Source organism: Streptomyces katrae (genome assembly GCF_002028425.1).
Taxonomy (GTDB): domain Bacteria; phylum Actinomycetota; class Actinomycetes; order Streptomycetales; family Streptomycetaceae; genus Streptomyces; species Streptomyces katrae_A.
This window is the reverse complement of the sequence record NZ_CP020042.1, coordinates 4,115,508-4,139,340: the sequence shown is the minus strand read 5'-3', so window position 1 is coordinate 4,139,340 and position 23,833 is coordinate 4,115,508. Positions and strand designations below refer to the sequence as shown.

Sequence of the window (23,833 nt, the reverse complement as noted above, 5' to 3'; positions counted from 1 at the left end):
CATGTGCTCCGAGCGCTCTCCCGTGTGCTCGCACGCCCGTCGGGCACGGCCCGCGCGTGCGTGCTCGTCGTCCTGCTCGGCGCGACCGGGGCCGCGATCCTCGAACTCGTGCGGGAGCAGACCGGTACGGCCGGCTTCTTCGTAGGCCTCGGCCTGGCCCTGCTGCCGGTGCCGCCGCTGATGGCGGCGTTCCGGTGGCTGGGCCGGGCGGCGCCCGGCCCCTGGCGGCAGCTGCTGTTCTGCTTCGGCTGGGGGGCCTGCACCGCGGCGCTGATCGCGATACTGGCCAACAGTTTCGCGACGGAGTGGATGGCCGAGGCCGCCGACCCCTCCGCGGCCGACCTCCTCGGCTCGGTGGCGGTGGCTCCGGTCGTGGAGGAGTGCGCGAAGGCAGCGGCCCTGTTCGCGGTGTTCGCCTTCCGAAGACCGCCGTTCGCCGGCGCGGCCGACGGTTTCGTCTTCGCCGGGTTCACGGCGACCGGCTTCGCCTTCACCGAGAACGTCCTCTACCTGGGCAACGCCTTCGAGGAGGACCTGGCCAAGGGCGCTGGCGCCCTGGACTCGGTGACGGCGGCGACCTTCTTCGTCCGGGTCGTGCTCTCCCCCTTCGCGCACCCGCTGTTCACCGTGCTCACGGGCCTCGGCTTCGGCATGGCCGCGTTCAGCACCCGCCGCGCCCGCCGGACCGGGCTCCCGCTGCTCGGCCTCGCCCTGGCCATGGCGGCGCACGCGGTGTGGAACGGCTCGTCGCACGTGGGGAGGTACGGGTTCTACTGGGTCTACGGCTGCGTGATGGTCCCGGTGTTCGGGCTGCTGCTGTGGCTGGCGGTGCGGATGCGGCGCCAGCGGCTGCGGGTCATCGCCGCCGAGCTGTCGGTGTACGCGGCCGCGGGGTGGATCGGTCCGGCGGAGGTGCCGGCGCTGGCCTCGATGGCGGCCCGCTCCCTGGCGCGGGACCTCGCCCGCACCACCGGGGGCCGTCCCGCCGCCCGCGCGGTGTCCCGTTACGCGGCGGACGCCGCCGCCCTGGCCCTGCTGCGCCGGCAGGCCCGGCACGCGGGCCCGGACGGGGACCCCGGCTTCACGGAGCGGGAGCGGGAACTGCTGCGCCGGCTCTGGCTGCGCCGGGCGACGGCCGCGCCGGCCCTGGCCCGGGCGGCGGTGCTGGAGGAACTGCTCCCGCCACGCTCCGGCCCACCGGCCACGACCCACGCGCGCCATGCGCGGCAGGCGGTCCCGGTGGCCGTACCGGCCCCGAGGCGCGCGGAACTCTCCGCGGCCCCGGTCTGAGCCCCGGCCCCGCGAACCCCGGAGTAGGGGCGGGGCTCAGACGTCGAGGCCCCGGGCGGTCAGCCAGGTCAGCGGGTCGACCGTCGATCCGCCCTTGCGGACCTCGAGGTGCAGGTGGGCGCCGGTGACGTTGCCGGTCGCCCCGACCCGGCCGATGGTGTCGCCCGCGCCGACCGCGCCGGAGGTCACCGCCATCGAGGACAGGTGGCAGTACCAGACCTCGGTGCCGTCCTGGAGCCGGAGCACGATCCGGTAGCCGTAGGCGCCCGACCAGCCGGCCGAGACGACCGTGCCCCCGCCGACGGCCTTGACCGGGGTCCCGGTCGGCGCGGCGAAGTCGAGGCCGGTGTGGTGGCCGGAGGACCACATGGAGCCGGAGTCGCCGTAGTGCGAGGTGAGGGTGTAGGAGGAGGTCGGCAGGGACCAGCCGCCCGAGGCCTTCACCGCCGGGCCGCCGCCGGAGCCCGTGTCCGCCGCCGCCTTGGTCTCGGCCTGCCCGGTGGCGGCCTGGTCCGCGGCCGCCTTCTCCGCGGCGGCCTTCTCGGCGGCCGCGCGGACCGCCTCGGCCTCCCGGTCGGCCGCTTCCTTCTGGTTGCGGGCCTCCTGCGCGGCGCTCTCGCGCGCGGCCCGCTCGGCGTCCGCCCGGGCCTGGGCCTCGGCGGCGTCCTGCTGGGACTCGGCCTGCTGCAGGATGCGGTGGCGCAGCGCCTCGCCCGCGTCGCCGTGCGCCTGGGCCGGGGCGGCCTGCTGCCCGTCGGCCTGCCGGGGAACGGTCACGGAGTCGGCCTGGGCGGCGGCCGCACCGCCGTGGTTCCCGCCGCCGAGCAGGTCCGGGAGGGAGGGCACGGATATGGCGACCTGGGGGCGGTCCTGCGCGGTGGCGATGCCTCCCGCGCCGACCGCCGCGATCACGCCGACGCCGAGCACGGTCGAGCTACGGGCGAGTCCGCCGCGCGGCTTGAGGACCCGGTGCTTGCCGCGGAGCGGACGGGCGGAGTCCTCCGTGGGATTCCACTCGCCCCAGGCGCCCGCGCCGGGCGTCTCCTGGAGTTCGGTGCCTTCGGGGGCAGGCGAGTTGGAGGCCACGGAGGCACGCTCCTCAGGGACGAGAACGCGCACGGGTGCCGTCGTGCCGACGGCTGGACGACCGCGCTGCGTTATCAAACGGTAATAGACGCGGGGGAGTGATTCCAAGCTGACGCGAATGATCGTTAACGCCAATCGGCCACCCCCTGAACAACTTTGGCCGCCGCATAAGCCGCATACGCCCACAACCAACGCGAAAGGGAATCCCCTCCCTCGCCACTCCAGCCACAGCAGCCAAACGACTGGCCGTCAACTACCTTGCGCTCGGCCCCTCATGAGCTACGCACCGTCACCTTCCCCGCCCTCACGGCGCACCACCGGGACCGTCCGCCGCCGCTCCGGCTGCCCCTCGCCCGCCCGCCCCACCGCCAGCAGGGCCATGTCGTCGGTCGTCCCGCCGCCCGTGTGCCGGCGCACGTCGCTGCTGAGCGCGCTCAGCACCTCCTCCGGCCCGGGGAAGACCCGCCCCCGCAGCCGGACCGCCGGATCGTAGAAGGCCCCCGTCCGGTCCCGCGCCTCGGTCAGCCCGTCCGTGAACAGGAGCAGGGTGCTGCCGGCCGGGAACGGCCACTCCCCGGCCGTGTCGGGCCGGCCCTCGGCCAGCTCGCCCAGGCCCAGCGGCAGCGCGGGCTCGGCCGGGGCCAGCACGGACAGGCCCCCGTCCGCGTAGAGCAGCAGCGGCTCGGGGTGCCCGCGGTTGACCAGCCGCAGCAGTCCGGCGCCGGCCGGGACCTCCCCGAGCACGCAGGTGGTGAAACCCTCCACCGCGTCCAGGCCGTCGCGCCGGGTGCCCTCGCGCGCCAGCGCCCGCTCCAGCCGCTGCGCCAGCCCCTCCAGGGTCGGTTCCGTCTCCGCCGCCTCCCGGAAGGCCCCCAGCACCACCGCGACGGCCTCCACCGCGCCGAGCCCCTTGCCCCGTACGTCGCCCACCGCGAGCCGCACCCCGTACGGGGTGTCCTGCACGGCGTAGAGGTCCCCGCCGATGAAGGCGTCGGCCTGTGCGGCCTCGTACCGGGCGGCGACGTGCAGCCCGCCGATCCGTTCGGCCGGGGTCGGCAGCACGGCCCGCTGGGCGGCCTCGGCGATCCCGCGCGCGGAGGCGAGCCGTTCGCCGCTGCGCCGCACCACCCGGTTGATCAGCAGGGCCAGCCCCGAGACGGTCAGCACGGTCACCAGCTCGGTCAGCGCCTCCGCCTTCCAGCTGGTGCCGTTGTAGAAGTGCAGGGCCACGACCGCCGCCGAGGAGACGATCCCGGTCAGCGCGGTCGCCCCGAGGCTGAACAGCGGGGCCGCGATCAGCGGGGCGGCGGAGAAGAAGGGGGAACCCGTGAAGCTGGGCGGGGTCACGACGTCGAAGACCAGCCCGAGGAGGATCAGCACGAAGGGCAGGATCCGCACCACCCGCCGGGCGGCACCGTCCGCGCTCCCACCGTTGCCCTGCCGGCCCAGCCCCACGCCGCTCTCCTGCCGCCCGGAAGCCCCGCCCCTCCAGGCTGGCCGCCCGGGCCCCGTCCGGCGACCGGACCGGACCGGTCGGGTGACGGCGGACACAACGAAGGCCCGGATCCATGGGATCCGGGCCTTCGTTTCTAGTAGCGGGGACAGGATTTGAACCTGCGACCTCTGGGTTATGAGCCCAGCGAGCTACCGAGCTGCTCCACCCCGCGTCGGTAAACCCAACTCTACGGCATCCGGGGGACGCCTCCCGCCAATTAACCCGCCGCGACCCCTCCTGAACGACATCACCGCAGGTCAGAGCCCCAAAAGGAACTCGTGCCCGCACCCGGACGATCCCGGGTGCGGGCACGGTCAGCGGGCTCGCGAGCGGGTCAGGAGCGCTTTTCGCTCTTCGAGAGCCCCTTTTCCCTCCCCCCGAAGCCGGAGCTCGGGGGCGCCCCGCCGGCGAGGAAGGGGCCGCTGGCCACGAACTGGGGCGGGACCACGTTCCAGGGCCGCTGATCCAGGGGGGCGGTGGACCCACAGTTCAGGGTCGTCCCGTTGGACGTGCACTGGAGCTCGTACAGGAAGCCGGTCGAGGTCAGCACCTTGAAGTTCGTCACCTGGCCCAGGGACGAAATGCTGGCGGAGCAGACGATGGAGGGGTCGGGGTACCCGGGGTTCTGCGCGGGGTTGTTGAGGGCCTCGAACTTGTAGGGACCCGTCTGCGGGTCGTCCCGGTGCCCGGCGTACGCGACACCGTTGAACAGGACGACGGCGAACTCTTCCGTGTTGTTGGACAGGATCGAGTCGACGCCGATGCCACACCCGGCGCCGGTCGCACCCGTGGCACCGGTCGGACCCGTGGGACCCGTGGGACCCGTGGGCCCGGTCGCGCCCGTGGACCCCGTAGGCCCGGTCGGACCCGTCGGACCGGTGTCGCCCTTCGGACCCTTCGGACCCTTCGGACCCCGCGGCCCGCGCTTGCAGTCGTCGTCGTAGCCGCCGCCCGCGACCCCACGCGCGGCGGAGGCGCGGTCCCCGTCGTCATCGTCGTGGTCGCGGTCGTGCTCCTTGCACCGGTCACCGCCGGCCACCGCTGCCGACGCCGACGGCAGCGGGCTCGTGCCGTACGCCAGCGCCGGGGTGGCGAGGCCCAGCACCACGACGGCCAGCGACGCCACCGCGCTGCCTGCGAGATACCTCCCCTGCCGGGGGAGGGGGCCGAGACGGGATGCGGTCCTCTTCTCAGGACTCATGCGTGTTGCTCCTTGGGGAACCGAAGAGATGGGCCCGGAAGCGCCTGATTGGGCCTCCTTTCACATGATCTGACCGACATATCCGCGGTCAGCGGGAGGCGCGCAGCAGCGTCAGCGCGATGGCCCATCACCAATGGACCGAAGGGGTGTCCCTCCGGCGTGGCGCGCCTCCGCGGACGACCCGACAGCCAACAGATGAAAAGTTTCGGAAAGACCATGCCGGGCCGTCCCGCTCGGTCCGCCGAGGTCCGGCGACGCCTCAGACTCCAAGGTCGTCAATAAAGGCAATCTTCGGCACTTCCAGTGGGTAAATACGCGCCCGCTCGGCCACCAGCCACTGAATCAATGATTCGATGAGTTCAAGACACTCGCCGGGATCGGTGGAACCGGCCATCAGATCCAGAGCGCTCCACATGGCAGCAGCCTTTTCAGGATACTGTTGCCCGAAGAGCTCGCAGCATGTCCGAGGGTCGCGCGTATATACCTGCTGCCGTTCGGCAAACAATTCCAGACCGGCCCGCAGAACTCGCTTCACAAGTCGCAGGACCAGGGTTTGCGCCAATGCCTCGGAGGCCCCGTCCATCGCGTAGCGGACCGCCGAGAGATCGAGTTCGAGATTGAACAGATGACTGAACGCGTCGGGGTCAATCCGATAAGGGGAGATCCGTGGCGCAAAGTCTTCGCCGTACATCAGAGCCGATTGCGTCTTGATGTAGAATCCGCTCTTCCGGTCCGTCAGAACCGCTTTCGCGGACGTCGTCGCGAGATCGATGTCCACCGAAACCGAGTGCCGGCTGAGCGTTCGTTCGACAGCCTCGGCCATCCAGACCCTGTCGAACGCACTCTCCTCGTACGTCACGGCTATCAGATCGAGATCCGAATATCCGAATACGGCCGTACCGGTGGCGACCGATCCCCGCACGTAGATGCTGGCGAGATCTGGATAGCGTGCCCGGTACTCATCCACCAGACTCTCGATCAGCGGGAGCCACGGCCGGTCCACTTTCTCGGCGTCGGCAAGATTTATCAGATAGCCGTCGGCGTCAAGAGGAATAAACACTGGTCGATCCTTACCCGGCTTCCAGCAGTCTGTCCGCCGTGGCTATTATCGCGAGCAGCCGGTCATTTTCTGCGGGGTTGCCGACGGTCACGCGGGCGGCTTCGGGAAAGTCGCGGATGAGCACCCCGGCGGCTGCGCAGTGTGCCGCGAAGGCTGCGGGATCTTCCATGGGGAGCCAGAAGAAATTGGCGTGCGACTCCGGGGTCCGGGGTGCGAATTCCTTCAGTGCCGGGAACATGCGGGCACGTTCCGCAGTGATGCAGTCGACCCGGCGGCGCACCTCGTCCTCCTGCCCGAAAGCGGCGAGTGCGGCGGCTTCGGCGATGGTGCTCGTGGCAAAGGGGGCGAGGAGCTTGCGCATGGCTTCGGCGACTTCCGGTGCGGCAGCCAGCCAACCCAGGCGCAGGCCCGCAAGGCCCCAGGCCTTTGACATGGTGCGCAGCACCACGACATTGCGGCGGTCGCTGTACTCGACCAAGCCGTCCGGCACCTCGGGATCCGTGACGAACTCACCGTAGGCCTCGTCCATAACGACCAGGACCGATTCCGGGACGGAGTCGATGAACTTGGTGAGCTCCGCACGGGTGACGGCAGTGCCGGTCGGGTTGTTTGGATTGCAGATGAGGGCCACTCGGGTGTCGGCGGTTATCGCCGCCGCCATCGCGTCGAGATCCTGACGGAAATCATCGGTGCAGGGTACTGCTACAGGCCGCAGGCTGCCGCCCACTGCGACGACTGGATATGCCTCGTAGGACCGCTGGGAGAACACGAACTCCTGGCCCGGTGCGCATACGGCCTTCAGCAGCAGTTCAAGGAGGTAGACCGACCCGAAGCCGGTCACTATTCGATCCGGTGTCAGTCCGTGTCGGTCGGCCAATGCCTTGCGCAGGGCCAGAGCTGCCATGTCGGGATATCGGTTGGTGTCACCGGCGGCGGCGATGATCGCGTCGAGAACGCCGGGCAGCGGCCCGAAAGGGAGCTCGTTGAGCGCGAGTCTCGCGGCGTTGTTCACCTGCGGAGCCCCACTGCTGTCCAGCGGGATGGGGCTGGGCAGGTAGGACGGCAAGCTGTCCAGTTCCGGCCGGGTGAGCTGAGTCTTCAACGGTCCTCCTGAAATGGTGGGCTGATCCGCACGAATTGCCGTAACCAGGCCTCCGGTTCGCCTTGCGGCAGGCCGTCTGAGGGCGGAGGGGATCAGACCGGAGTGGCGGTGGGCACCACGGGCATGCGGGACGCGTCAGTGGTCCACGCCCCGTCGACGTGTTCGATGTAGTCGTAGAGGGGCTGGAACTGCACGCGCGCGCTTTCCTCGGAGGCCACGTAGCGCTGCGTTTTGAGGGCGACATCGTGCGGAATCGGCTCCAGCGGCCCGAGTCCCGCGGACAGCACCTGCGCCTTGCAAGCCCTCTCCAGGGTGATGTAGCGCCAGGCGGCTGCCTCCACCGAGGCTCCGACGGTGAGCAGGCCGTGGTACTTCATGATCAGCGTGTTCATATCGCCGAGCGACTCGGCGGTTGCCTGGGCGTCTTCGAAGCTGTGGGGAAGACCGCCGAATTCGTGGTCCACCGCCTGGTCCTGGTAGAAGGCGCAGGTGTCCTGGCTGATGATCGGGAGTACCCGGCCGGTACTGGCCCAGATGCGTCCGTACGGGGAATGGAAATGTGCTGACGCGACGACATCCGGCCGGGCGGCGTGCACGCGGGAGTGGAGCACCAGAGCGCCGATGTTGACGGGGTGGTGGCCGGCCAGCACGTTGCCCTCGTAGTCGAGCAGTACGAGATCGTCGACGTCGATCATCGACAGGTGCACCCCGACGGGGTTGACCCAGAAGGCGTTCGTCACTTCGGGGTCCCGGCACGCGAAGTGTCCGGCGAAGCCCTCGCCTTCGTCGTACCCCCATCGGGAGAACAGGCGGAGTGCGGCGATCAGTTGCGTCAGTCGGTGCTGCCGCTCCTGAGGGATGGACCGCACGATTTCGAGTTCGTCAGTGTCGTTGACCAGAACGATGGAGCCTTTGATGACGTGATCCCCTCGTTGGTGGGTGCATTGCTGAAGTCGAACCCGCAGGTTCGGCTGCCTCGCGGTTCGCTCAGCGCCAGGTGTGTTGCGATCACGGCGGCTGGCGACGACGCATCAGGCGGCCCATGGGTGGCTGGCGCCGGGCGATGGCCCTAGTGGCCGGGCGTGAGGACGAGGGCCACCGGCATCGCCGAGGTAATCGACGTGGCGTGGCTCGAAGCGGCTCGGAGTGCCGGGCCTTGGTGAGGTGTCGGGTGACAGGTATCAGGACGGCTCACAGCGGCTCGGGGCGCCTGTTCAGGCGCCGCCCGAAGCCTGGTCCGTCAGATTCCGATTCCGTATGTCAGCGGGAAATACAGCCGCCGGCCGACGGGTCGGCGACGAGAGCAGAGGCTCAGGTGGCCGCGACGTTCGCGAAGTTCTCGGGGAACGCGTCGATGATCGCCTGTCTCATCGCGAGCTGCACCGTCTCGAAGTCGCCGTCACCCGGAACCGAAACGAATTCGGTGAACTCGGGGAGATCGATGTACGCGGACCGGAAGGATTCGAGGAACTCCGCGCTCTCTTCGTCGATTCCGCGTATGTTGATCCGGCGTACCGCTTCGGCCGGGGATACGTCCAGGAATATCGTGAGATCCGGCTTGGGCGCGTTTCCGAGGAGCCTGCGCAGGAAATCTACGCTACCAACCCCTTCCGCCTTGGCCAGGGCGTACTGGCAGTAGACGAAGCGGTCGAGGATCACGATGTCGGGGGACGTCTTGAGGATCGGCTCGAACGCGGCGACCCGGGCCAGCTGGGAGCAGGCGGAGACGAGACGCATGGTCTCGCCGCCGATGAGCTCCAAGTGGTCTGCCAGACCTTCCTGTTCGGCCATGGCGTTGAGGGCCTTGCGGACAGGTGCCATGGTGACGCTCTGATGGGCCTGGCCCGGGACGCCCTGGGAGCGGAGCCATTCGCCGAGCATGCGTACCTGGGACGACTTGCCGGCTCCGTCCAGACCTATTACGGCCACGAGGCGTCCGGTCCTGGATCCCGATTCCGCAGGGTTTTGCTGTGCGCGCACTTCGACCACCCTTGTGAGCTGTTCCGTTCCGTTATCGAAGGAGGGAAGGCGCGCACCAGGGACACAAGTTCTGTCCGGTGAATCCATGGTTCTGAACTCGGCCCCCCCGCCGACTCTCAAGTGAACCTAAAGGCGCAGTGGGCGGGTTGTAAACCGTAAACCTGTGATGTCTCGGGGAATGAGATGCGGTGAATGACAGGTTGTCCGATTGCCGAATGCGATTCCAGTCTTCGGTGGCCCGATGAGGCCAAAGCCGGTGGTTACAAGGGAATACGGTCGTTTGCCGATCGGGTGGATGATTCCGTTTCGGGTCCGCCGCCGTCCGCTGGGGTGAACTCCTGATCCCCCGGGGCCGGTCCTTGCGCACCCCCGGAGCGGTCCTTGCGCACCGCCGTGTCGTCCTTGCTCACCCGGGGATGGACGACCGGGCCACCCGACTCGGTTGCCCCAGCCGTCCGAGCAACGCCCGCCCGTCGTTGTCGAGTTCGTAGAAGACCCGGCCGCCCACCCGCTGCTTCCATGCGATCCCGGAGTCGATCAGCACTGTGAGGTGCTGGGACACGGTGCTCTTCGCCAGACCCAGGGTGCCGGCCAGTGAGGTCGTGGTCTGGGGTGATTCCAGGGCACGGACCACCTGGGCCCGGCCTTTGCCCAGGAGAAGCGCCAGCCGGTCGTCGGACTCCTGGTTCAGGACCGACTCGGAAAGCACGTGGAAGTAGCCGGTGGCGCGTGCCTGGTAGGCCATCGCCATCGCATCCTCCTGTCTGCCGAAGAGACGGAGGCCGCCGGCGAAGACCGTCGGCACGAGCAGCAACTGGGACTGCGTCACGGTGAGATCGAGGTCGTGATGGTAGGGCGCGGTCAGTGTGGGGTGCGACCACATCACCCGGCCGTCCAGCTCGTGGAGCATCGCCTCGGGACCCTGGACCACGAGGGTGCGTCCCCGGAAGAGGGTTTCCTCCTCCAGGGAAGACCTGATCGAACCCCAGTGAGGAGCGATCGCCCAGTCCCAGTACCGCTCGAGCAGGCCGATGATACGGTCTGTTCGGTCGTTACGGGGCTGCGTGGCCCGGAGGTGTTCCAACTCGTCCGTGATGCTGCTGCGGGACGGACTCGGCACCGGGACGAAGCCCGGATCGAGGAGCAGGGAGTCGCGGTGTCTCATCGCGTCCACCAGGTCCCGGCTGAGCTCGGCCGGCATCCCGGGCCGGACCGACCGGGCCCAGTTCGTGTACGGGTTCGGGACGTCTCCGCGATAGCGGGCAAGGATGGCCAGGCTGCCGATCGTCTCCCACAGGGGACTGATCGTCAGGCGGGTCCTGTACAGGGTCGCGTCATCGATCTGCAGCCGGATCAAGGCATCGGGGCCCGGCTGGGAAATGTTGCTACCACGCGACTATGCCTCTGTCCGTCAGGTCGTCGAGGAACTCCCAGACGTCCGCGGCGGCCTCCTCCGGGTCGACGTCGTATTCGGTGACGACGAGCCGGATCACGCTCGCGACGCTGCGCCGGCCGTCCAGGGCGGCGAAGATGATGTTGGCGGGCCCTGTGAGCTGGAGGGCGTCGCCCTCCCCGCCGATCCAGTAGTCGCCTCGGACCAGGCGGATGCGCGTGCCGAGCACCCTGCGGGGTACGGCGTCGAGGTCGCGCGTGGTCTGCTCGCTCATGAGGTCTCCACGCGCATGGCAATGTCCTGGCAAATGGTGAGGACTCTTGTGATCCACGGTCGGGGGTCGGCAGGGTCGAAATCTTGCATGGTCTCGATCTTCCAGTAGTCCTCGAACGAAATCGCCGACGGTGCTGCCGCTTTGAAACGATTGGGGCGCCACTTGGGCTGGTGGCTTCCGTATTCTCCTTCTCCGTCGAGGAGCGCGTCGATCGAATAACCGAATGCGATGCGGGCCGACATCGTGGCGCTGTACAGGTCGCCCGCGTCCATCTGTCCCAGAGCGTCTTCGACGGCGTCATCGGCCAGTACCAGGGAGCGGACGACGGTGAACGACCGAAAGGCCGTCTCCGCGAGCTTCTTCCTGGCCTGATCGAGCCATTCCTGGCCGCGGAGCGGCAGGCAGTTGACCAGCCGGGCCAGTGACTGCTCTTCCTTCTTGACCAGAGTGTTCTCGGCGATGGTGCCTGCTTCGTAGGCTTCCCAGGAGACCTTGGAGAGTATCTGGTCGATCTGGCTGTCGAGCCAGTAGGTCACCTCCCAGCGCTTCCCCGCTTCGAAGAAGACCTCACTTCGGATAAAGGGCGGGTCAAGCGGCAGAGGGATCGAATTCGGCGTGGTCGGCAATTCATCGGCATCGAGGACGACATAGATGTCGAAGTCGCTTCGTGCGTTGTCCCAGCCGCGGGCGGTGGAGCCGACGACATACGCCGCCAGGGTCCCTTCGGGCAGCAGGTTCCTCGCTTCGACAGCTGCCAGCCAGCCGTCTGTTGTCGCTGTCTGCATTCCATGGCCTTTCACCGGTTTACCTACCAATTCCTGCTACCGGACGCCCGTCAGCCCTGGGGGTGATCGCTCAGGTTACGGCGACGACCCACCGAGGACAGCAGGAGGAACAAGGGCGCGACGAGGGTACTCGCGCAGGTGACCCACAGCGCCGTCCTCACTCCCGTGGCCGACGCGAGCAAGCCGCTCAGCGCGGCGCCCAGCGGCAGCGCACCCCACGAGACGAAGCGGACCGTGGCCATCACCCGGGACAGGAGCTCCGGGGGCGAGTCCGTCTGCCTGTGGGTCCTGGCCATGATGCTGCCGATGACGGCGCCGAAGGAGAAGCCGGCCATGCCGAGCCCGTAGAAGAAGACATTCGTCATCGAGGTCGTCAGCGGAATGGCCAGCGCCAGTGTTCCGCCGAACGCGCTGGCCACGATCATGGCCCGTGCGGTTCCCACGCGCTGGGACACCTTCGTCGCGACGGTCGAGCCCAGGAGCGCGCCCACGCCGTCCATGGCGATGACCAGCCCGACGACCATGGCCGATGCCTTCACTTCGCGTACCAGGTACAGCGGTGTCAGGGCGACCAGGGCCGCGTTCACGAAGTTCATCAATGTGGCATAGACCATGGTCGGCCGCATGACGGGATGGCGGACCACGAAGTTCCAGCCCTCACGGATCAGCTGGAGGGGGCTGGCCTGCGGCTGCGCGGCGGGCTTGCGCTCGGGCAGGGTCCGCAGGGTGACGGCGGAGACCAGATAGCTGACCGCGTCGATGGCCAGGACACCGACGGGCCCGGTGAGCTGAATGAGCAGGCCGCTCAGGGAAGGTCCGCCGGTCTGGGTGACCGCGAGGGTTCCCGACATCAGGCTGTTGCGGGAGCTCAGCTCGTCCTTCTCGATGATGGCCGGCAGGAACGTGGTGTTTCCGATGGCGAAGAGTACGGTTGCCAGGCCGCTGACGAAGGCTGCCAGCAGGACGTGGGGATAGGTGAGCTGCCCCAGCCACCAGGCCACCGGTACGGAGCCGATCGCCACCAGTCTCACCAGGTCCAGGGTCACCTGCAGGCGCCGTAGCGGGGCACGCTGGACGATGACTCCGGCAGGCAGCGAGAGGATCAGCCATGCCACCTGGCTCGTGGCCGCGAGCAGCGTCGTCTGCAGAACGGTGGCGTCGAGGGCCGTCACCGCTACGAGCGGCAGGGCCACCGCGGTCATGGCCGAGCCGACCTCGCTGACCGTCGTGGCCAGCCAGTACTTCCAGAACACCTGAGCCACGCCGGCCTTGGGTGCGGCGGTCGTCTCTGTGGTCACGCCGTGACCTCCCTCGGCGTGCAGCCGGTCTGCTCGGACTCGCGGACGGTGCCGACCAGCCCTGCCTGTGCGAATGAGTCCCGCGTCCGGACGTCGTCCAGCGCGCCCACCTCGGCGAAGTAGCGCGTGAGCTGGGACGCCGCTGCGGAGATGTCGTGCCGGACTTGGTGAGCCGGCCAGGATTCGGAGATGACCTGATCGATCTCGTCGCGGCTCAGGCCGATGCCGCCGAGGTGGTAAGCGGCCCGGTCGTAGTCCGGTTCGAGGAACGCGTGGATCGCTCCGGGTACGAGGGGGCCCACGTCGCGTCGTTCCGAAGGCGTCAGCGCGGGCCAGAGGTGCCTGAGTACCGAGCGGAAGTAGACGTGGTGGCGTCCTTCGTCCTCGGCGTGATCGCGAACGAGTTCCCGCACGGCGGAGGGCAGCCGGTCGTCCCTCGGAATGTCCGAGAGGATGCCCGAGATCAGTGTCTCGCTGACGATCCCGAAGAGCAGGCCCTCCACGCCCCTGAGGGCATGGGGCAGCTGGTCCCGCAGTTCGTCGAGTCGCGTGACGAACGAGGGTCCGGCGGAATTCTCCGCGCCGAGGCGCGCAGAGCCCGTCGAGGTGGCGATCTGACGGGCGAAGTCATCGGAGAACTGGGCGTGCCAGGCCTCGTCGGTGACTATCTTGTGAGCATCCGCCCTCATGTGCTCGGGCAAATTCAGCCCCGAGCGGCCACGACTGATCTTGGTCGCTACGGGTATGACGGCCAGGTTCTCCAGCTCGGTCGTGAAGTCCAGGTAGTCGTAGAGACGTTGCAGCAGCAGTCCCCTGACCACGCCTTCCCCTCGGGAGGCGACCATCGGGTGCAGTACCACGGGGTAGAGCTCCGGCGGGAAGAAGAAGTGCCCGGGGTCTTTGCCTTCGAAGTCCCGCCGGGGCCTCCTGCGCACACTCGCCAAGGCATCCCAGCGTTCGAAGCGGCTGATGTACTCCCCGTCGTGTGGCCTGGCCTCGACGGGCCCGCTCAGCAGCTGCTCCTTGAATGCGCGCAGGTACACGGGGCCGCCTTCAGCCGGTGGTGGAGAGGAGGCGCTGCTCGAAGAGGGCGTCCAGCTCCGCGCGGACATCGTCGAAGGCCACACCGGCTTGGCTGAGGGCCGTGGCCAGGGTGGACCGGCCGTCCATGAGGCGCAGGACGGCGAGGATCGCAGTCCCGTCCTCCAGGACGAACTCGATCTGCCCCTGGCCCGTCAGGTACCAGTTCCCCTGTTCGTCCGACAGCAGGAGAGCTTCCTCGGCCAGTGCGGTGATCTGGTCGAGGTCGTACTCACGAGCGGGAGCGAACAGCTCCTCCGTCGCGGCGATCGGGTCCTGTCCGCTCGGCAGAGCGGTCCGCGGAGCGCCGGCGGACATCTTCTCAAGGATCGGGGGCTGTTCCACCAGCTCCGAGAGCAGTCCCATGTTGACCACGCGCATGAGGAGCTCGACGGACGCGGAGTCGGTGTCACCACTGCCGAAGTGGGCCAGCTGCTGTCTGACGGCGTCCGCGTCGAGATAGGCGTCCGCTCCGGGAGCCGAGAGGGCCCGCTCGACGAGTTCCTGGTTGTTGCTCCGCATCAGGTTCACGAGCATGCGGTAGGCGTAGTGGGTTCCGGGGCCGTAGAAGAACGGGCCCTTGGTCCGTTCGGCGATCCTCTGAGGGAGGAGGGACTTCACCGAGTCGCGCAGGATGCGCTTGTCCCACAGGAGCTGCGGACGCAGGCGCTCCGGGATGCCGGCGCTCAGCTCGACGAGGCGGTGGTCGAGGAACGGAACGCGTGCCTCGATACCGCTGCCGGCGGCGGTCCGGTCCTCGTGCCATACGTTGTACTGCTGGACCTTGCGGTACTCGGACTCGATGTAGGCGCGGTAGACGTCTGTCGTCCCCCGCCCCTGGAGGTCGCCCAGCATTGCGTCCGAGAGCAGCGACATGCCGCCGGACGACCAGGGCCGCAGCTCCGGCTGCTGATCGAGCCGGGTTTCCCGGTCCATGCCCTTCAAGTTGGCCAGGAACTTGTCCCAGTTCCCGCCGACGTCGTCCGAGTATCCGCCGTTGAACTCGTCGCTGGCGGAGCCCAGGAGCATGCCCCGCAGCTCCGGGCGCTCGGTCCGGGCGAACCGGTGCAGCTCGTGCTTGTAATAGATTTCCGGACCGGTCATGGGGGTCTCGGTCAGCCAGAGCAGGCGTGTCCATTCCTCGGGAGTGGGCCCGTGGTCGGCGGCGAAGACGACCTGGTGGTTGTGGACGCCCAGTTCGCGGGCCAGCCAGTGGGCGTGCTCGGCGTCTCCGTTGAGGCGCGTACCCCCGGACAGGGCGGTGAAGGTGTGTACCTCTTCGACCTCGGAGAGGGCCATCGCGAGGACGCTCGCCGAGTCGATCCCGCCGGAGAGGAAGAGGCCGAGCTCGGTGTCCGCGGTGGCGCATTCCCGGACGGACTCCCGGAGCAGTTCGCCGTAGCGCTCCACGAGCGACTCCGCGTCGGCCGCGTCGTCGCGCTCCGCGGGCAGTTCCCAGTACCGGTGCTCTGTCGTGCGGCCGTCCTGGAGATCGACGCGGAGGATCGTCGCCGCCGGCACGCTCTCCACGCCCTCGAACCACGTGGACATCCGGGGCGCGGTGAACCGCGGTGCGGCGGCCATCGTCGGGTTGGTGAGCGCTTCTTCCCAGAGGAATCGACGGGGGGTTGCCGGGTCGGCGAACAGCCCCTTGATCTCCGAGGAAAGAACGATCCGCTCCTGGTTGCGGTGGTAGTAAAGGGGCTTGATGCCGAACCGGTCGCGGGCGAGGATCAGCTGGCCCTTGGCCCGGTCCCACAAAATGACGGCGAACATGCCGCGTACATCACGGAGGAAATCCAGGCCGTGGCGGCGGTAGAGGTAGAGCAGGACCTCGCAGTCCGAGCCGGTCTTGAGCTTGACGTCGGAAGGAAGTGAGGCGGCGAGTTCCTTGTGGTTGTAGACCTCGCCATTGGCGATCAGCACAAGGTTTCCGTCGTCGCTCACCAACGGCTGGCTGCCGTCCGCGGGATTCACGAGCGATAGCCGGGTGAAAGCCAGACCAACGGGCCCACGGCGCAGCAACTCGCGGTCGTCCGGACCCCGGTGGTGCATCATGTCGGCCAGTTCGTTCAGCAGGGAATCGGTTCCCGGCCCAAGATTCTGCCCATCAAGCCGGGCGATGCCCGCGAGACCGCACATATCCATTCCTTCACATTCACGTACACCCGACGTCAGATAACACCGGTAAGGTGTGCATGCCCCTCAAGGGGCATGCACACCTTCAACTAACCTGAACAGAATCAGGTGTTGATGCGCAGGATGGTGCCCTGCGAGACCGTCTTGGCGGCCGGCTTGGAGTACTTCAGCATGTGAAATCACCTCTCTATCCAATAATTTCCGGATCAGAGGGGTTTATTGGCCCCGGCCTTTCCGGTGAGAAGAGCTAAACACGGCTACTGCCCACAAGGCCAGGGATTCGCTCCTGACCGAACACGGCGGCCCCACCGTGGGCATAAGACAGGGCAGGGGCTGCGTCGACTGGTGTGCTGGAGGCCGGTGATCAGGACGCGGGCCGGTTGGCGGGCTGTGCCCTTCCCGCCGGGCTCTGCTCCCGGCCGAGGCGTTCGGCCTTGTGCGTCTCGGCCGGGGTGGGGCGCGGGTCCCTGTGCGGTCGCCCTTCTTCAGGCGGCGCAGTCCGCAGTCCTTCTCGATGTGTCGGCATGCGTCGCCGACGCGAATGCCGCTGTCGTGGCGCTTGGGGCGGCGGCCGTCCTCGCGAACGGTGGTGGCGAGGATGTGGTGTGGTCGGCGGCGTGGCGTACGGCGATCCAGCGGCAGGCAAGGTCGTCGCCTGACGCCCGCAGGGAGCGGTGGCGCATCACTGGTGAGAAGCCATCCCGGTCATGGTGTGGACGCCGGCCCCCGGCTGGGTCCCCCTTCGTGATCTACGCCACGTCTCGGCCACGCTCACCCACGGCGGCGGTGGCGGGAATGACGTGCCGTCCGCTCACGCATCGCTCACGCACGGGCCGGGAAACGACTGAGCGCCCCCTCTGGCCGAAACCAGAAGGGGCGCTCAGCGCCAGGTCAGAGGGGGTGCCCCCCGCCTGCGAGCTGTAGGCCATGTCGGACTCGAACCGACAACCAACGGATTAAAAGTCGAGGAGCCCGAGTGATATCGGCTGGGGCCCCGTTCCTGCCCATGCCGTTCCGGCTGGTCAGAACGGGTGCCCCGGCCACCCGACCACCGGCCCGTGACACCCCGTCCGTAGGCGTCCGGGCTCACAGCGGGCTCACTTCACACGCGGCCTGACCTGCCCTTCTGACCGCTACGGCGTGTGGCTACCGCCCCGCGTTCTCTCGCTCGGCTAGTGCTTGCGCGGTCCCGACGAACGCAGGACCGCAACCGGCCGGCAGCCGCTCGACCACCATGGCGACCGCCTGCCGCGCCGTGGCAGCTTCACCGATCCACTCAGAGCGGGAGGGACCTTCGACGTAGTAGGGCCCGGTGTGATCAGCACCAGCCGCCCGCGGCCCGATGTACGGGACGTCCCAGGTGAAGCGGTGCTCAGTGCACCGACTGAAATGCACCTCCCACATGCCGATCCAGGGGAAAAGCTCCCGCAGCCTCGGCTCGGCGTACGCCGCAGCCACCAGCTCGGCGCTCACCTGGTCCGATCGGAGCAGCCTCTGCCATGCCGCTTCCACCACGTCGCTGTCTACGTCGTCTGCTGTCACGCCGTACATCCTCCTCGGCGCCGGTCAAAGCAGTGGCTGCCCGGCGGGGTGCCTGATATCGGTAAGCCAGTAGCCGCACTCGGGGAGAACCACATGACCAACACACCACATCCGCTCCAAGCGCCACTGATCAACCTCGTCGACTACCTACGAGACGCACGGCTCATCCACGAGGTCGTCGAATCCCAACTCCAACAGACCACGGCAGAGCGGTTGGCGCGCGGCTACAAGACGGGTGCAGGCCAGCCGAAGGTTCAGCACAAGTCGCTCAATCGCGCGGTCGTCGTCGCCTCTGTCGGCGCGTGGGAGGCATTCTGCGAGGATCTCGCCCTCGCTGCTCAGACTCAGGACAGCCAAGCCACGCCCCCCAAGGACAACTGGTACAAGATCGACGGCCCCAAGGGCATAGTCCAGACACCCAACTCGAACAACGTTGGCCGGCTGTTCTGGACCTTCTTCCGGTATGACCCCATCCCAGACTGGTCTTTGGACGTTCAGGTCAGCCCCAGCGAGCTTGGCTACGGCACGGGATGGCGTGTGGCAAACAAGTCGTATCAAGCGGCTGAGGCGGCGGGCTTCCTTGACGCGATGGTCAAGGTGCGCCACGGCTTCGCACATCAGGACAAGGCCCAGAAGCCCCCTGAGCACGCAGGCATCGTTACGAAGACCCCCGGCGAGAGAATGGCTGTCCACTCGCACCACGCGCGGAACTCTCTCAGCGCTGTTATCCAGCTCGCGGTGCTCACTACCTGCGGGCTCAGCGATCACTTGCAGCTCAAGCCGGGCTTTCGCTGGTCTCGACACATGCGCGACGGCGGCTGGGAAGCCTTCCTCGCCGACACAGCGGCTTGGGCAAAGATGGTCGGGGAGTGGTCGAAGATGCCATGACCAGTGCTGCTGCGCACCCAACAATCGCGTCCGCCGGAAGGGGTGACCCGGCTGGATGCGCCGTGATCAGTACCGGGCGTGCCGCATTCGTGTGAGGTGTGGGAGAACGCTGCGCCGGTTGCTCCGATGGGGCCTAGGGTGGGCCGCGATTCGGCCGGGGCTGCTGTGCCCGGTCTGGCACGGCTCGGCCCGGAGGACGCATGGAACACCTGCGGCTGCTGCGACGGCGGCCCGTACTGGTGCTGTGGCTCGCACAGAGTCTCTCGGTCCTCGGGGACCGCCTCTATGCCCTCGCGGTCATGTGGGTCGTCTACGCCGCGACCGGCTCGGCCTCGCTCATGGGCCTCGTCGCGGTGACCGAGTCGCTGCCGTACATCGCCCTCGGCACCGTGGGCCGGCGGCTCGTCTCCCGCTTCTCCTCGTACCAGGCACTCGCATGGGTCGACGGGGCGCGGGCAGCGGTCGCGGTCGCGCTGCCGTTCCTGTGGTCGCCCGACGCGCCGGGCATCGCTCTGCTGCTCGCCGGTGTGCTGCTCCTCGGCACGCTCGGGGCGCTGTTCGACCCCAACCTCGGCGCCCTGGTGCCCGATCTCGTCGAACCCGAGCGGGTGCAGCAGATCACTGGTCTCCTCGACCTCACGGGCCGCATCGCCCGTATCGCGGGCCCGGCCAGCATCGGCCTGCTGCTGCTCTTCGTCTCCGAGGTACAGCTCTTCGCCTTGAACGGCGCGACGTTTGCCGTGTCCGCCGTGGCGCTGCGCTGGCTGGCTCGCCGCTACGCGACCTCGGCAGATGGAGCTGCCGAGCGCCCCGAGGGCAGGGTGCGGTCGTCCGTCCCGGCGGGGCCGGTGCTGCGTGAGCACCCGCGGGTCGGACTGGCGATCGGCCTGCACGGCGTAGCCCTGTTCTGCTCGGCCGTGACTGCCATCGGCATGCCTGCCCTGCTCGCCACCCGGTACGGAGCGGGCGCCGCGGTGTACGGACTCGTCACGGCGGCCGTGGGCGTCGGGGCGGTGATGGGTAATCCTCTCGCGAGCAACCGGCGCTCGGGCGGCTGGCTGACCGTCTGCTGCGGTGCGTGGGCTCTGCAGGGCGCGGCGACCGCCTGCATGGGCCTGGTGCTCGACCTGCCCGCGCTGCTTCTGTTCGCCCTGCTGACGGGCATCGTCACCCCGGCTACGAGCGTCACCCTACGCGCACGCCTCGGCGCATTCGCTCCGGCAGAACGGCTGCGCCTGCTGTCGGTCGACCAAACGGTCATTAGAGCGGGCGGCACAGCCGGAATGCTGGTTCTGCCATTTCTCGTTGACGTCTCCCCGCGGCTTGCGTTCGGCGTGGGCGGTGGGACGGTCGTGTGCTCAGCTCTCATCACACTGTTTGTTGCCCTCCGACTGGGGCGTCTCGAAGCAACCCAGGCTGTGCCAGCGGGTAACCGCGGGGATGCCGTTTTCATTGACTAAGGGCGACAACTCTTAGGCACTCAACGTCCACGGAAATCCGGCAGATTCTCTGCGAACCACAAGTCAGCCAGCTCCAGCACCTGGTCTATATGTGCGGCGTCAAAATACTCGGAGCCCATCATCGGACGAATGCCCTGGCTGGCCAAGCCGTCCAGGACGTGCCTCTCGACATCGCGGCCGCGCCGAAAGGCAGGTCGGTTATGAGTCGGCGGACTTGACCCAAACCGTGCTGGCTGCGGTGGGTATCAAGACGCCCTCGTCCGTCACCCGAAGAGATGCCAGGCTTCACAATGGCCTCATCGGTCACCACGTAGTACACAGTTGGTTCGGGGCGAACGGCTGCTCCGCTGCATCGAACGCACAGCAGCTCGCGTTTCAGGCCGGCATTGATGCTTGCCGAGGTTAGGTGTCCGGCAATGCAGCACAGGCGCACAGTCTGGCCCACGTAGTTCGACATGGCGTCCAGGATCATGACGCTCTGCTCGCGGGCGCGGCTCCTGAACTCAACGAGTTTGGGTGTCTGGGATATGCCACGACACGTAACGCAGGGGGCGTCGGCGCCGTCAAAACCCGTCGTGAAGTCGTAAGTAATCCCCGGCACTCGCCCCGGGGTGCGTGGATCCATTGCGGTCACGGTGAACTCGTGCCCATGCAGGCAGCGCACTTTGTTCGCCGGATACCCGCTAGGGGATGTGGCGTCCGCCAGGATCCGGAGATCGGTCTCGATGGCGTAAGCAGGGAACGACGCACGGGCGGCTTCCTCCCACCGCTTCCTAGCGCACGGTTCGCACCTCGCGAGGGCGGTCGGCCACCCGACAGGTCCCACATTGACCATTCCTGGGGGCGGCTGGACAATCGTGCTGCCGAGCTTGGGGTGCAGCGCGGACACTGGCGTCACCTGGATCGAATGCCCCGCGACGCAGGACAGAGTCACGTGGTCCAGGACGCCGCCCAATTTGCTCCGTACCGTCCATCCCAATTCGTAGGCCTGCGTGGTGAAGAGAGCCATGACTGCACCTTCGGCACGGGAGAGCAGCCGGGGGGAGCGCAGCGCATCCTCCACCGAAGGTGCGGCGGTCTGTATGTCGTCACTCATGTCGTCCCCCATCTCGACAGGTGCGCCGGCTGCACGAGCGCGTGGCCGAGGTCGAGGGTCGCATGGCGCACCGACAGCGGGCACGGGGTTCACCAGGGCTGGTGGACCCGGCCGCCTGCGCTGTTCGTCGCCACGCTGCTGACTCCGTCATCACCGCAGGAAGCTGCCGTTGGCGTGACTGCTGGAAGGCCGCAACTGAACGTGATCTTTACGTGACAGACCTTGGGTCACAGCATCCATGCCCGGCGTACCGTCGGCGTGGCGAGTTAGGCCCCCTTGCCGCGATTGCTGCGATGTGAAGTCCATCAGGCAGCGCCTAGGCTGCGCGATCGCTGACGACGGAGGGGGAGCAACATGGGCGAAGCTCGGAAGTACACGCCGGGTACCCACGCGGCACTGATGTCTTTGTGCCGTGGCACCTGCTACTGGCCGGGCTGCGACGAGCCGGTGACGAAGCTGGTGGACGGCGAGCACATCCTGAACTTGGAAATTGCTCACATCCGCGCCGTCAGCTCCGGGGGCAAGCGCTTTGACCCGCAGATGACTCTCGAAGAGAAGAACGACTTCGGGAACCTGCTGCTGCTGTGCAAGGCCCACCACGTGCGTGTCGATGGCCGTGACAGCGACCAGTACAGCGTCGCGATGCTTGGCCAATGGAAGCGGGAGCGAGAGTCCGGGGGTCTGGCAGCGTTGCAGGGGCTTCGGGGGCTCACCGAGGCACGCCTCAGGGAACTGGTGACCGAGTCGTTTGAGTCGTTCTTCGACGAGACACACGAGGCGCTTGCTGAGCTTGCACGCATCGCACCCGAAGCCGCCGCGACTCTGCGAGTGCTGGTCGAGGAGTTGGCGGACCCCCGCGTGCATGGATTCGGTGTTGATCCCGACGCTGCGTGGATGCTGCAATCGGCTGCCCAGGACTTGCGCGGCCTTGAGGACAGCGCTGGCACTCTTCGGTCAGCTGCCGACAAGCTGCGGGGGCTGGAGGACTCGGCGAACACACTACGTGACGCTGCCGAAGAACTCGCAGGGTCAGCGCATCTGATTGAACAGTTGACGTACGCGGCCAAGCAACTGCGCAGTGCGCGAGGTGACTACTAGAGGGCACGACGGATCTCGGCCCCCGTCGGCTGCACTGCGACGGGGGCCGAGACTGCGAATCTCTGTGGCCGCGGCTGTACGGTGCTCGCCTCTAAAGAGACGCGCCCTCCGGCTTCCACTCGGCCGCGTCGAGCGCGAGCCAGTGCTCGACGGTCACGTTCTCGAACGGGACGCCGATCTCCTGGTAGATGCGGGTGTGCATGGCGCCGAACCAGGCGCCCCGACGGTCGTCGAAGAACGCGCGGTCGTACCAGGCGACGCCCAGCAGGACCGTCCCGCCGCCGTTCTCGTTGTCCGGGTCGGCCTCGAAGTACGTGCACTCCCAGTCCCAGAGCATCTGCTCGTCGGGGCGGGAGCGCAGCCGCTCGTCGCTGGCGCGCAGGTGCTCGATGCACCGCTCGACGGTAGCGGCGTCGGGGCAGTAGTACCGGCAGTCGCTGAACGCCACGACGTTCTTGCTGCCGCGCCGGGCGGGGTCGGCGTCCTCGCCGGTGAGCACCCGGACACGGGTGATCGGCGGAGCGCTGGTTTCGAGGATGGTCACGGTGGTTCTCCTCTCGTTGCCGATGGTGCGTTGCAGGTGGTGCGTGATCACCAGCTCGACCCGGTCAACGGGTACAGGCTGGGGCTGTGGGCGCCGCTCGACCGGATGGCACCGGGAGCGACGTAGCGGATATTCAGGCCGATCCGGGCGCCGGCGGTCGTGTTGCTGTCCGAGCGGTGCAGGAGCCGGACGTCCATCAGGCATGCCTGCCCGGCGTCGAGCGGCAGCCATAGGCCGTGGTCGTGCGGTCCGTTGGGCATGCCCTGCACTCCGAGGGCTCTGCCTCGGCGGGCGCTGCTCGCCTCGCGGTCGTTGCCGAGGTAGCCGCTGGCGTGTGAGCCGGGGATGACCTGCAAGCAGCCGTTGGCGGTGGTCGCGTCGGTGATGGCGAGCCAGGCCGCGACCGAGCGGGCGGGGTCGAGCTGCATCCGTCGGTTGGTGCCGTCCTGATGCCAGGGCACGCGGAACTCACGGCCGGGCCACTTGATCATCAGAAAGGTGTTCTCGACGGCGACCGCCCCGCCGATCGTCTCCTGCACGGCGGCGAGCAGTCCGGGGGCGCGTACCGCGTGCGCGGCCCACTCGGAGCGCAGGTGCGCGTCGAGCACGACCTCGGTCCGCTCGGCGCGGTGCTCGGCGATGACCTCGGTGGCGCGGGCGCGGGCTCGGCTGTTGGTGTTCCAATCCAGCCCGGTCCGGTATCCGTCCTCGCCGAGCGGGCTCGGTCCCGTGTAGCTGATGGTGAGGGGCGCGCTCATCAGGCTTCGACCTTCGGCCGGCAGCGGGTGCACTGGCAGGGCGGGAAGGCGAGGGAGTTCATGGGCGGGCTGTCTCGGACCCCGGGCCCGACGACCACCTCGGCACGCTCGTGGACGACCTGTCCCGTCTGGCCGTTGACGTCGTACACGCGAATGGTCATGGGCATGCGTACTCCCGCTGCTCAGGGGCGTTGTGGTTCGGTGTGTCACCAGTGCACCGCTTGAGAGGGCGTCATGGGCGAGCGGGCACCGGACGTTTGGGCG

At 68.1% G+C, this 23,833-nt stretch carries 22 protein-coding genes, 1 tRNA gene and 1 pseudogene; 4 read left to right on the top strand and 20 right to left on the bottom strand.

The features are described from left to right. The first annotated feature begins 3 nt into the window (after nt 1-3). A complete protein-coding gene (locus B4U46_RS18905) occupies nt 4-1,290 on the top strand; it encodes a PrsW family intramembrane metalloprotease (RefSeq protein ID WP_079428940.1) in 1,287 nt (428 codons plus the stop codon). A gap of 36 nt (nt 1,291-1,326) precedes the next feature. Here B4U46_RS18905 and B4U46_RS18900 read toward each other — a convergent pair whose 3' ends face one another. From B4U46_RS18900 to B4U46_RS18825, 16 genes and pseudogenes are all read right to left on the bottom strand, one after another. Then, complete coding sequence (locus tag B4U46_RS18900; RefSeq protein ID WP_079428939.1) at nt 1,327-2,376, bottom strand: M23 family metallopeptidase; 1,050 nt, start codon at nt 2,374-2,376, stop codon at nt 1,327-1,329. A gap of 279 nt (nt 2,377-2,655) precedes the next feature. Beyond that, entirely contained in the window at nt 2,656-3,831 is a 1,176-nt protein-coding gene (locus tag B4U46_RS18895; protein WP_167747597.1) for a PP2C family protein-serine/threonine phosphatase, read from the bottom strand. Nucleotides 3,832-3,969: 138 nt separating this feature from the next. Beyond that, a tRNA-Met gene (locus B4U46_RS18890) sits at nt 3,970-4,043 on the bottom strand. A gap of 162 nt (nt 4,044-4,205) precedes the next feature. Further along, entirely contained in the window at nt 4,206-5,072 is an 867-nt protein-coding gene (locus B4U46_RS38350) for a hypothetical protein (protein WP_079428937.1), read from the bottom strand. A gap of 259 nt (nt 5,073-5,331) precedes the next feature. Then, complete coding sequence (locus B4U46_RS18880) at nt 5,332-6,132, bottom strand: nucleotidyltransferase domain-containing protein (RefSeq protein WP_079428936.1); 801 nt, start codon at nt 6,130-6,132, stop codon at nt 5,332-5,334. A 10-nt stretch (nt 6,133-6,142) separates the two neighbouring features. Beyond that, nucleotides 6,143-7,234: a histidinol-phosphate transaminase gene (locus B4U46_RS18875; protein ID WP_199848310.1), complete on the bottom strand. Its 1,092-nt coding sequence runs from the start codon at nt 7,232-7,234 to the stop codon at nt 6,143-6,145. Between the two features lie 92 nt (nt 7,235-7,326). Next, a complete protein-coding gene (locus B4U46_RS18870; protein WP_257790381.1) occupies nt 7,327-8,106 on the bottom strand; it encodes a class II aldolase/adducin family protein in 780 nt (259 codons plus the stop codon). A 439-nt stretch (nt 8,107-8,545) separates the two neighbouring features. Further along, nucleotides 8,546-9,301, bottom strand: a complete 756-nt coding sequence (locus tag B4U46_RS18865) for a dTMP kinase (RefSeq protein ID WP_079428933.1) — start codon at nt 9,299-9,301, stop codon at nt 8,546-8,548. 319 nt (nt 9,302-9,620) lie between these two features. Further along, complete coding sequence (locus tag B4U46_RS18860; protein WP_079428932.1) at nt 9,621-10,571, bottom strand: ArsR/SmtB family transcription factor; 951 nt, start codon at nt 10,569-10,571, stop codon at nt 9,621-9,623. Between the two features lie 28 nt (nt 10,572-10,599). After that, nucleotides 10,600-10,881, bottom strand: a complete 282-nt coding sequence (locus B4U46_RS18855) for a PqqD family protein (protein ID WP_079428931.1) — start codon at nt 10,879-10,881, stop codon at nt 10,600-10,602. Beyond that, complete coding sequence (locus B4U46_RS18850) at nt 10,878-11,666, bottom strand: hypothetical protein (protein ID WP_079428930.1); 789 nt, start codon at nt 11,664-11,666, stop codon at nt 10,878-10,880. The genes B4U46_RS18855 and B4U46_RS18850 overlap by 4 nt, the downstream gene beginning before the upstream one ends. A gap of 50 nt (nt 11,667-11,716) precedes the next feature. Then, nucleotides 11,717-12,964 carry an MFS transporter gene (locus tag B4U46_RS18845; protein WP_237292983.1) on the bottom strand — a complete coding sequence of 416 codons (1,248 nt, stop codon included), beginning with the start codon at nt 12,962-12,964 and terminating at the stop codon, nt 11,717-11,719. Further along, complete coding sequence (locus tag B4U46_RS18840) at nt 12,961-14,007, bottom strand: diiron oxygenase (RefSeq protein ID WP_159402099.1); 1,047 nt, start codon at nt 14,005-14,007, stop codon at nt 12,961-12,963. The genes B4U46_RS18845 and B4U46_RS18840 overlap by 4 nt, the downstream gene beginning before the upstream one ends. A 10-nt stretch (nt 14,008-14,017) precedes the next feature. Further along, nucleotides 14,018-16,186 (bottom strand): asparagine synthase (glutamine-hydrolyzing), encoded by a 2,169-nt coding sequence (gene asnB, locus B4U46_RS18835; RefSeq protein WP_079428927.1) that lies wholly within the window; start codon nt 16,184-16,186, stop codon nt 14,018-14,020. Nucleotides 16,187-16,589: 403 nt separating this feature from the next. Further along, a pseudogene (locus B4U46_RS39095) lies at nt 16,590-16,842 on the bottom strand (mobilization protein); the annotation flags it as partial. A 487-nt stretch (nt 16,843-17,329) separates the two neighbouring features. Beyond that, nucleotides 17,330-17,734, bottom strand: a complete 405-nt coding sequence (locus tag B4U46_RS18825) for a DUF6193 family natural product biosynthesis protein (protein ID WP_221265285.1) — start codon at nt 17,732-17,734, stop codon at nt 17,330-17,332. An 84-nt stretch (nt 17,735-17,818) separates the two neighbouring features. Between B4U46_RS18825 and B4U46_RS18820 the strand changes: the two genes are divergently transcribed. After that, on the top strand, nt 17,819-18,613 hold the full coding sequence (locus B4U46_RS18820; protein ID WP_079428926.1) for a hypothetical protein: 795 nt from the start codon (nt 17,819-17,821) through the stop codon (nt 18,611-18,613). 200 nt (nt 18,614-18,813) lie between these two features. Continuing rightward, nucleotides 18,814-20,073: an MFS transporter gene (locus tag B4U46_RS18815; RefSeq protein WP_079428925.1), complete on the top strand. Its 1,260-nt coding sequence runs from the start codon at nt 18,814-18,816 to the stop codon at nt 20,071-20,073. 118 nt (nt 20,074-20,191) lie between these two features. Here the strand turns inward: B4U46_RS18815 and B4U46_RS37435 are convergent, their stop codons facing one another. Then, complete coding sequence (locus B4U46_RS37435; RefSeq protein ID WP_123995810.1) at nt 20,192-21,169, bottom strand: hypothetical protein; 978 nt, start codon at nt 21,167-21,169, stop codon at nt 20,192-20,194. Between the two features lie 354 nt (nt 21,170-21,523). Between B4U46_RS37435 and B4U46_RS18810 the strand changes: the two genes are divergently transcribed. Beyond that, entirely contained in the window at nt 21,524-22,267 is a 744-nt protein-coding gene (locus B4U46_RS18810) for an HNH endonuclease signature motif containing protein (protein WP_079428924.1), read from the top strand. 91 nt (nt 22,268-22,358) lie between these two features. Here B4U46_RS18810 and B4U46_RS18805 read toward each other — a convergent pair whose 3' ends face one another. From B4U46_RS18805 to B4U46_RS37430, 3 genes are read right to left on the bottom strand one after another with little or no spacing between them, the layout of a single operon-like run. Continuing rightward, nucleotides 22,359-22,811, bottom strand: coding sequence for a hypothetical protein (locus B4U46_RS18805; RefSeq protein WP_237292980.1), 453 nt, complete (start codon nt 22,809-22,811; stop codon nt 22,359-22,361). Nucleotides 22,812-22,858: 47 nt separating this feature from the next. Next, entirely contained in the window at nt 22,859-23,569 is a 711-nt protein-coding gene (locus B4U46_RS18800) for a phytanoyl-CoA dioxygenase family protein (RefSeq protein WP_079428923.1), read from the bottom strand. After that, nucleotides 23,569-23,730 (bottom strand): hypothetical protein, encoded by a 162-nt coding sequence (locus B4U46_RS37430; protein ID WP_159402098.1) that lies wholly within the window; start codon nt 23,728-23,730, stop codon nt 23,569-23,571. The genes B4U46_RS18800 and B4U46_RS37430 overlap by 1 nt, the downstream gene beginning before the upstream one ends. Nucleotides 23,731-23,833 lie beyond the last annotated feature (103 nt).

What these genes read in the sequence shown, in the direction of transcription:
- B4U46_RS38350 (WP_079428937.1), bottom strand. Translation starts at nt 5,072, where the DNA reads ATGAGTCCTGAGAAGAGGACCGCATCCCGTCTCGGCCCCCTCCCCCGG.
- B4U46_RS18865 (WP_079428933.1), bottom strand. Translation starts at nt 9,301, where the DNA reads ATGGATTCACCGGACAGAACTTGTGTCCCTGGTGCGCGCCTTCCCTCC.
- B4U46_RS18855 (WP_079428931.1), bottom strand. Translation starts at nt 10,881, where the DNA reads ATGAGCGAGCAGACCACGCGCGACCTCGACGCCGTACCCCGCAGGGTG.
- B4U46_RS18850 (WP_079428930.1), bottom strand. Translation starts at nt 11,666, where the DNA reads ATGCAGACAGCGACAACAGACGGCTGGCTGGCAGCTGTCGAAGCGAGG.
- asnB (WP_079428927.1), bottom strand. Translation starts at nt 16,186, where the DNA reads ATGTGCGGTCTCGCGGGCATCGCCCGGCTTGATGGGCAGAATCTTGGG.
- B4U46_RS18825 (WP_221265285.1), bottom strand. Translation starts at nt 17,734, where the DNA reads ATGTACGGCGTGACAGCAGACGACGTAGACAGCGACGTGGTGGAAGCG.
- B4U46_RS18820 (WP_079428926.1), top strand. Translation starts at nt 17,819, where the DNA reads ATGACCAACACACCACATCCGCTCCAAGCGCCACTGATCAACCTCGTC.
- B4U46_RS18815 (WP_079428925.1), top strand. Translation starts at nt 18,814, where the DNA reads ATGGAACACCTGCGGCTGCTGCGACGGCGGCCCGTACTGGTGCTGTGG.
- B4U46_RS37435 (WP_123995810.1), bottom strand. Translation starts at nt 21,169, where the DNA reads ATGAGTGACGACATACAGACCGCCGCACCTTCGGTGGAGGATGCGCTG.
- B4U46_RS18810 (WP_079428924.1), top strand. Translation starts at nt 21,524, where the DNA reads ATGGGCGAAGCTCGGAAGTACACGCCGGGTACCCACGCGGCACTGATG.
- B4U46_RS18800 (WP_079428923.1), bottom strand. Translation starts at nt 23,569, where the DNA reads ATGAGCGCGCCCCTCACCATCAGCTACACGGGACCGAGCCCGCTCGGC.
- B4U46_RS37430 (WP_159402098.1), bottom strand. Translation starts at nt 23,730, where the DNA reads ATGACCATTCGCGTGTACGACGTCAACGGCCAGACGGGACAGGTCGTC.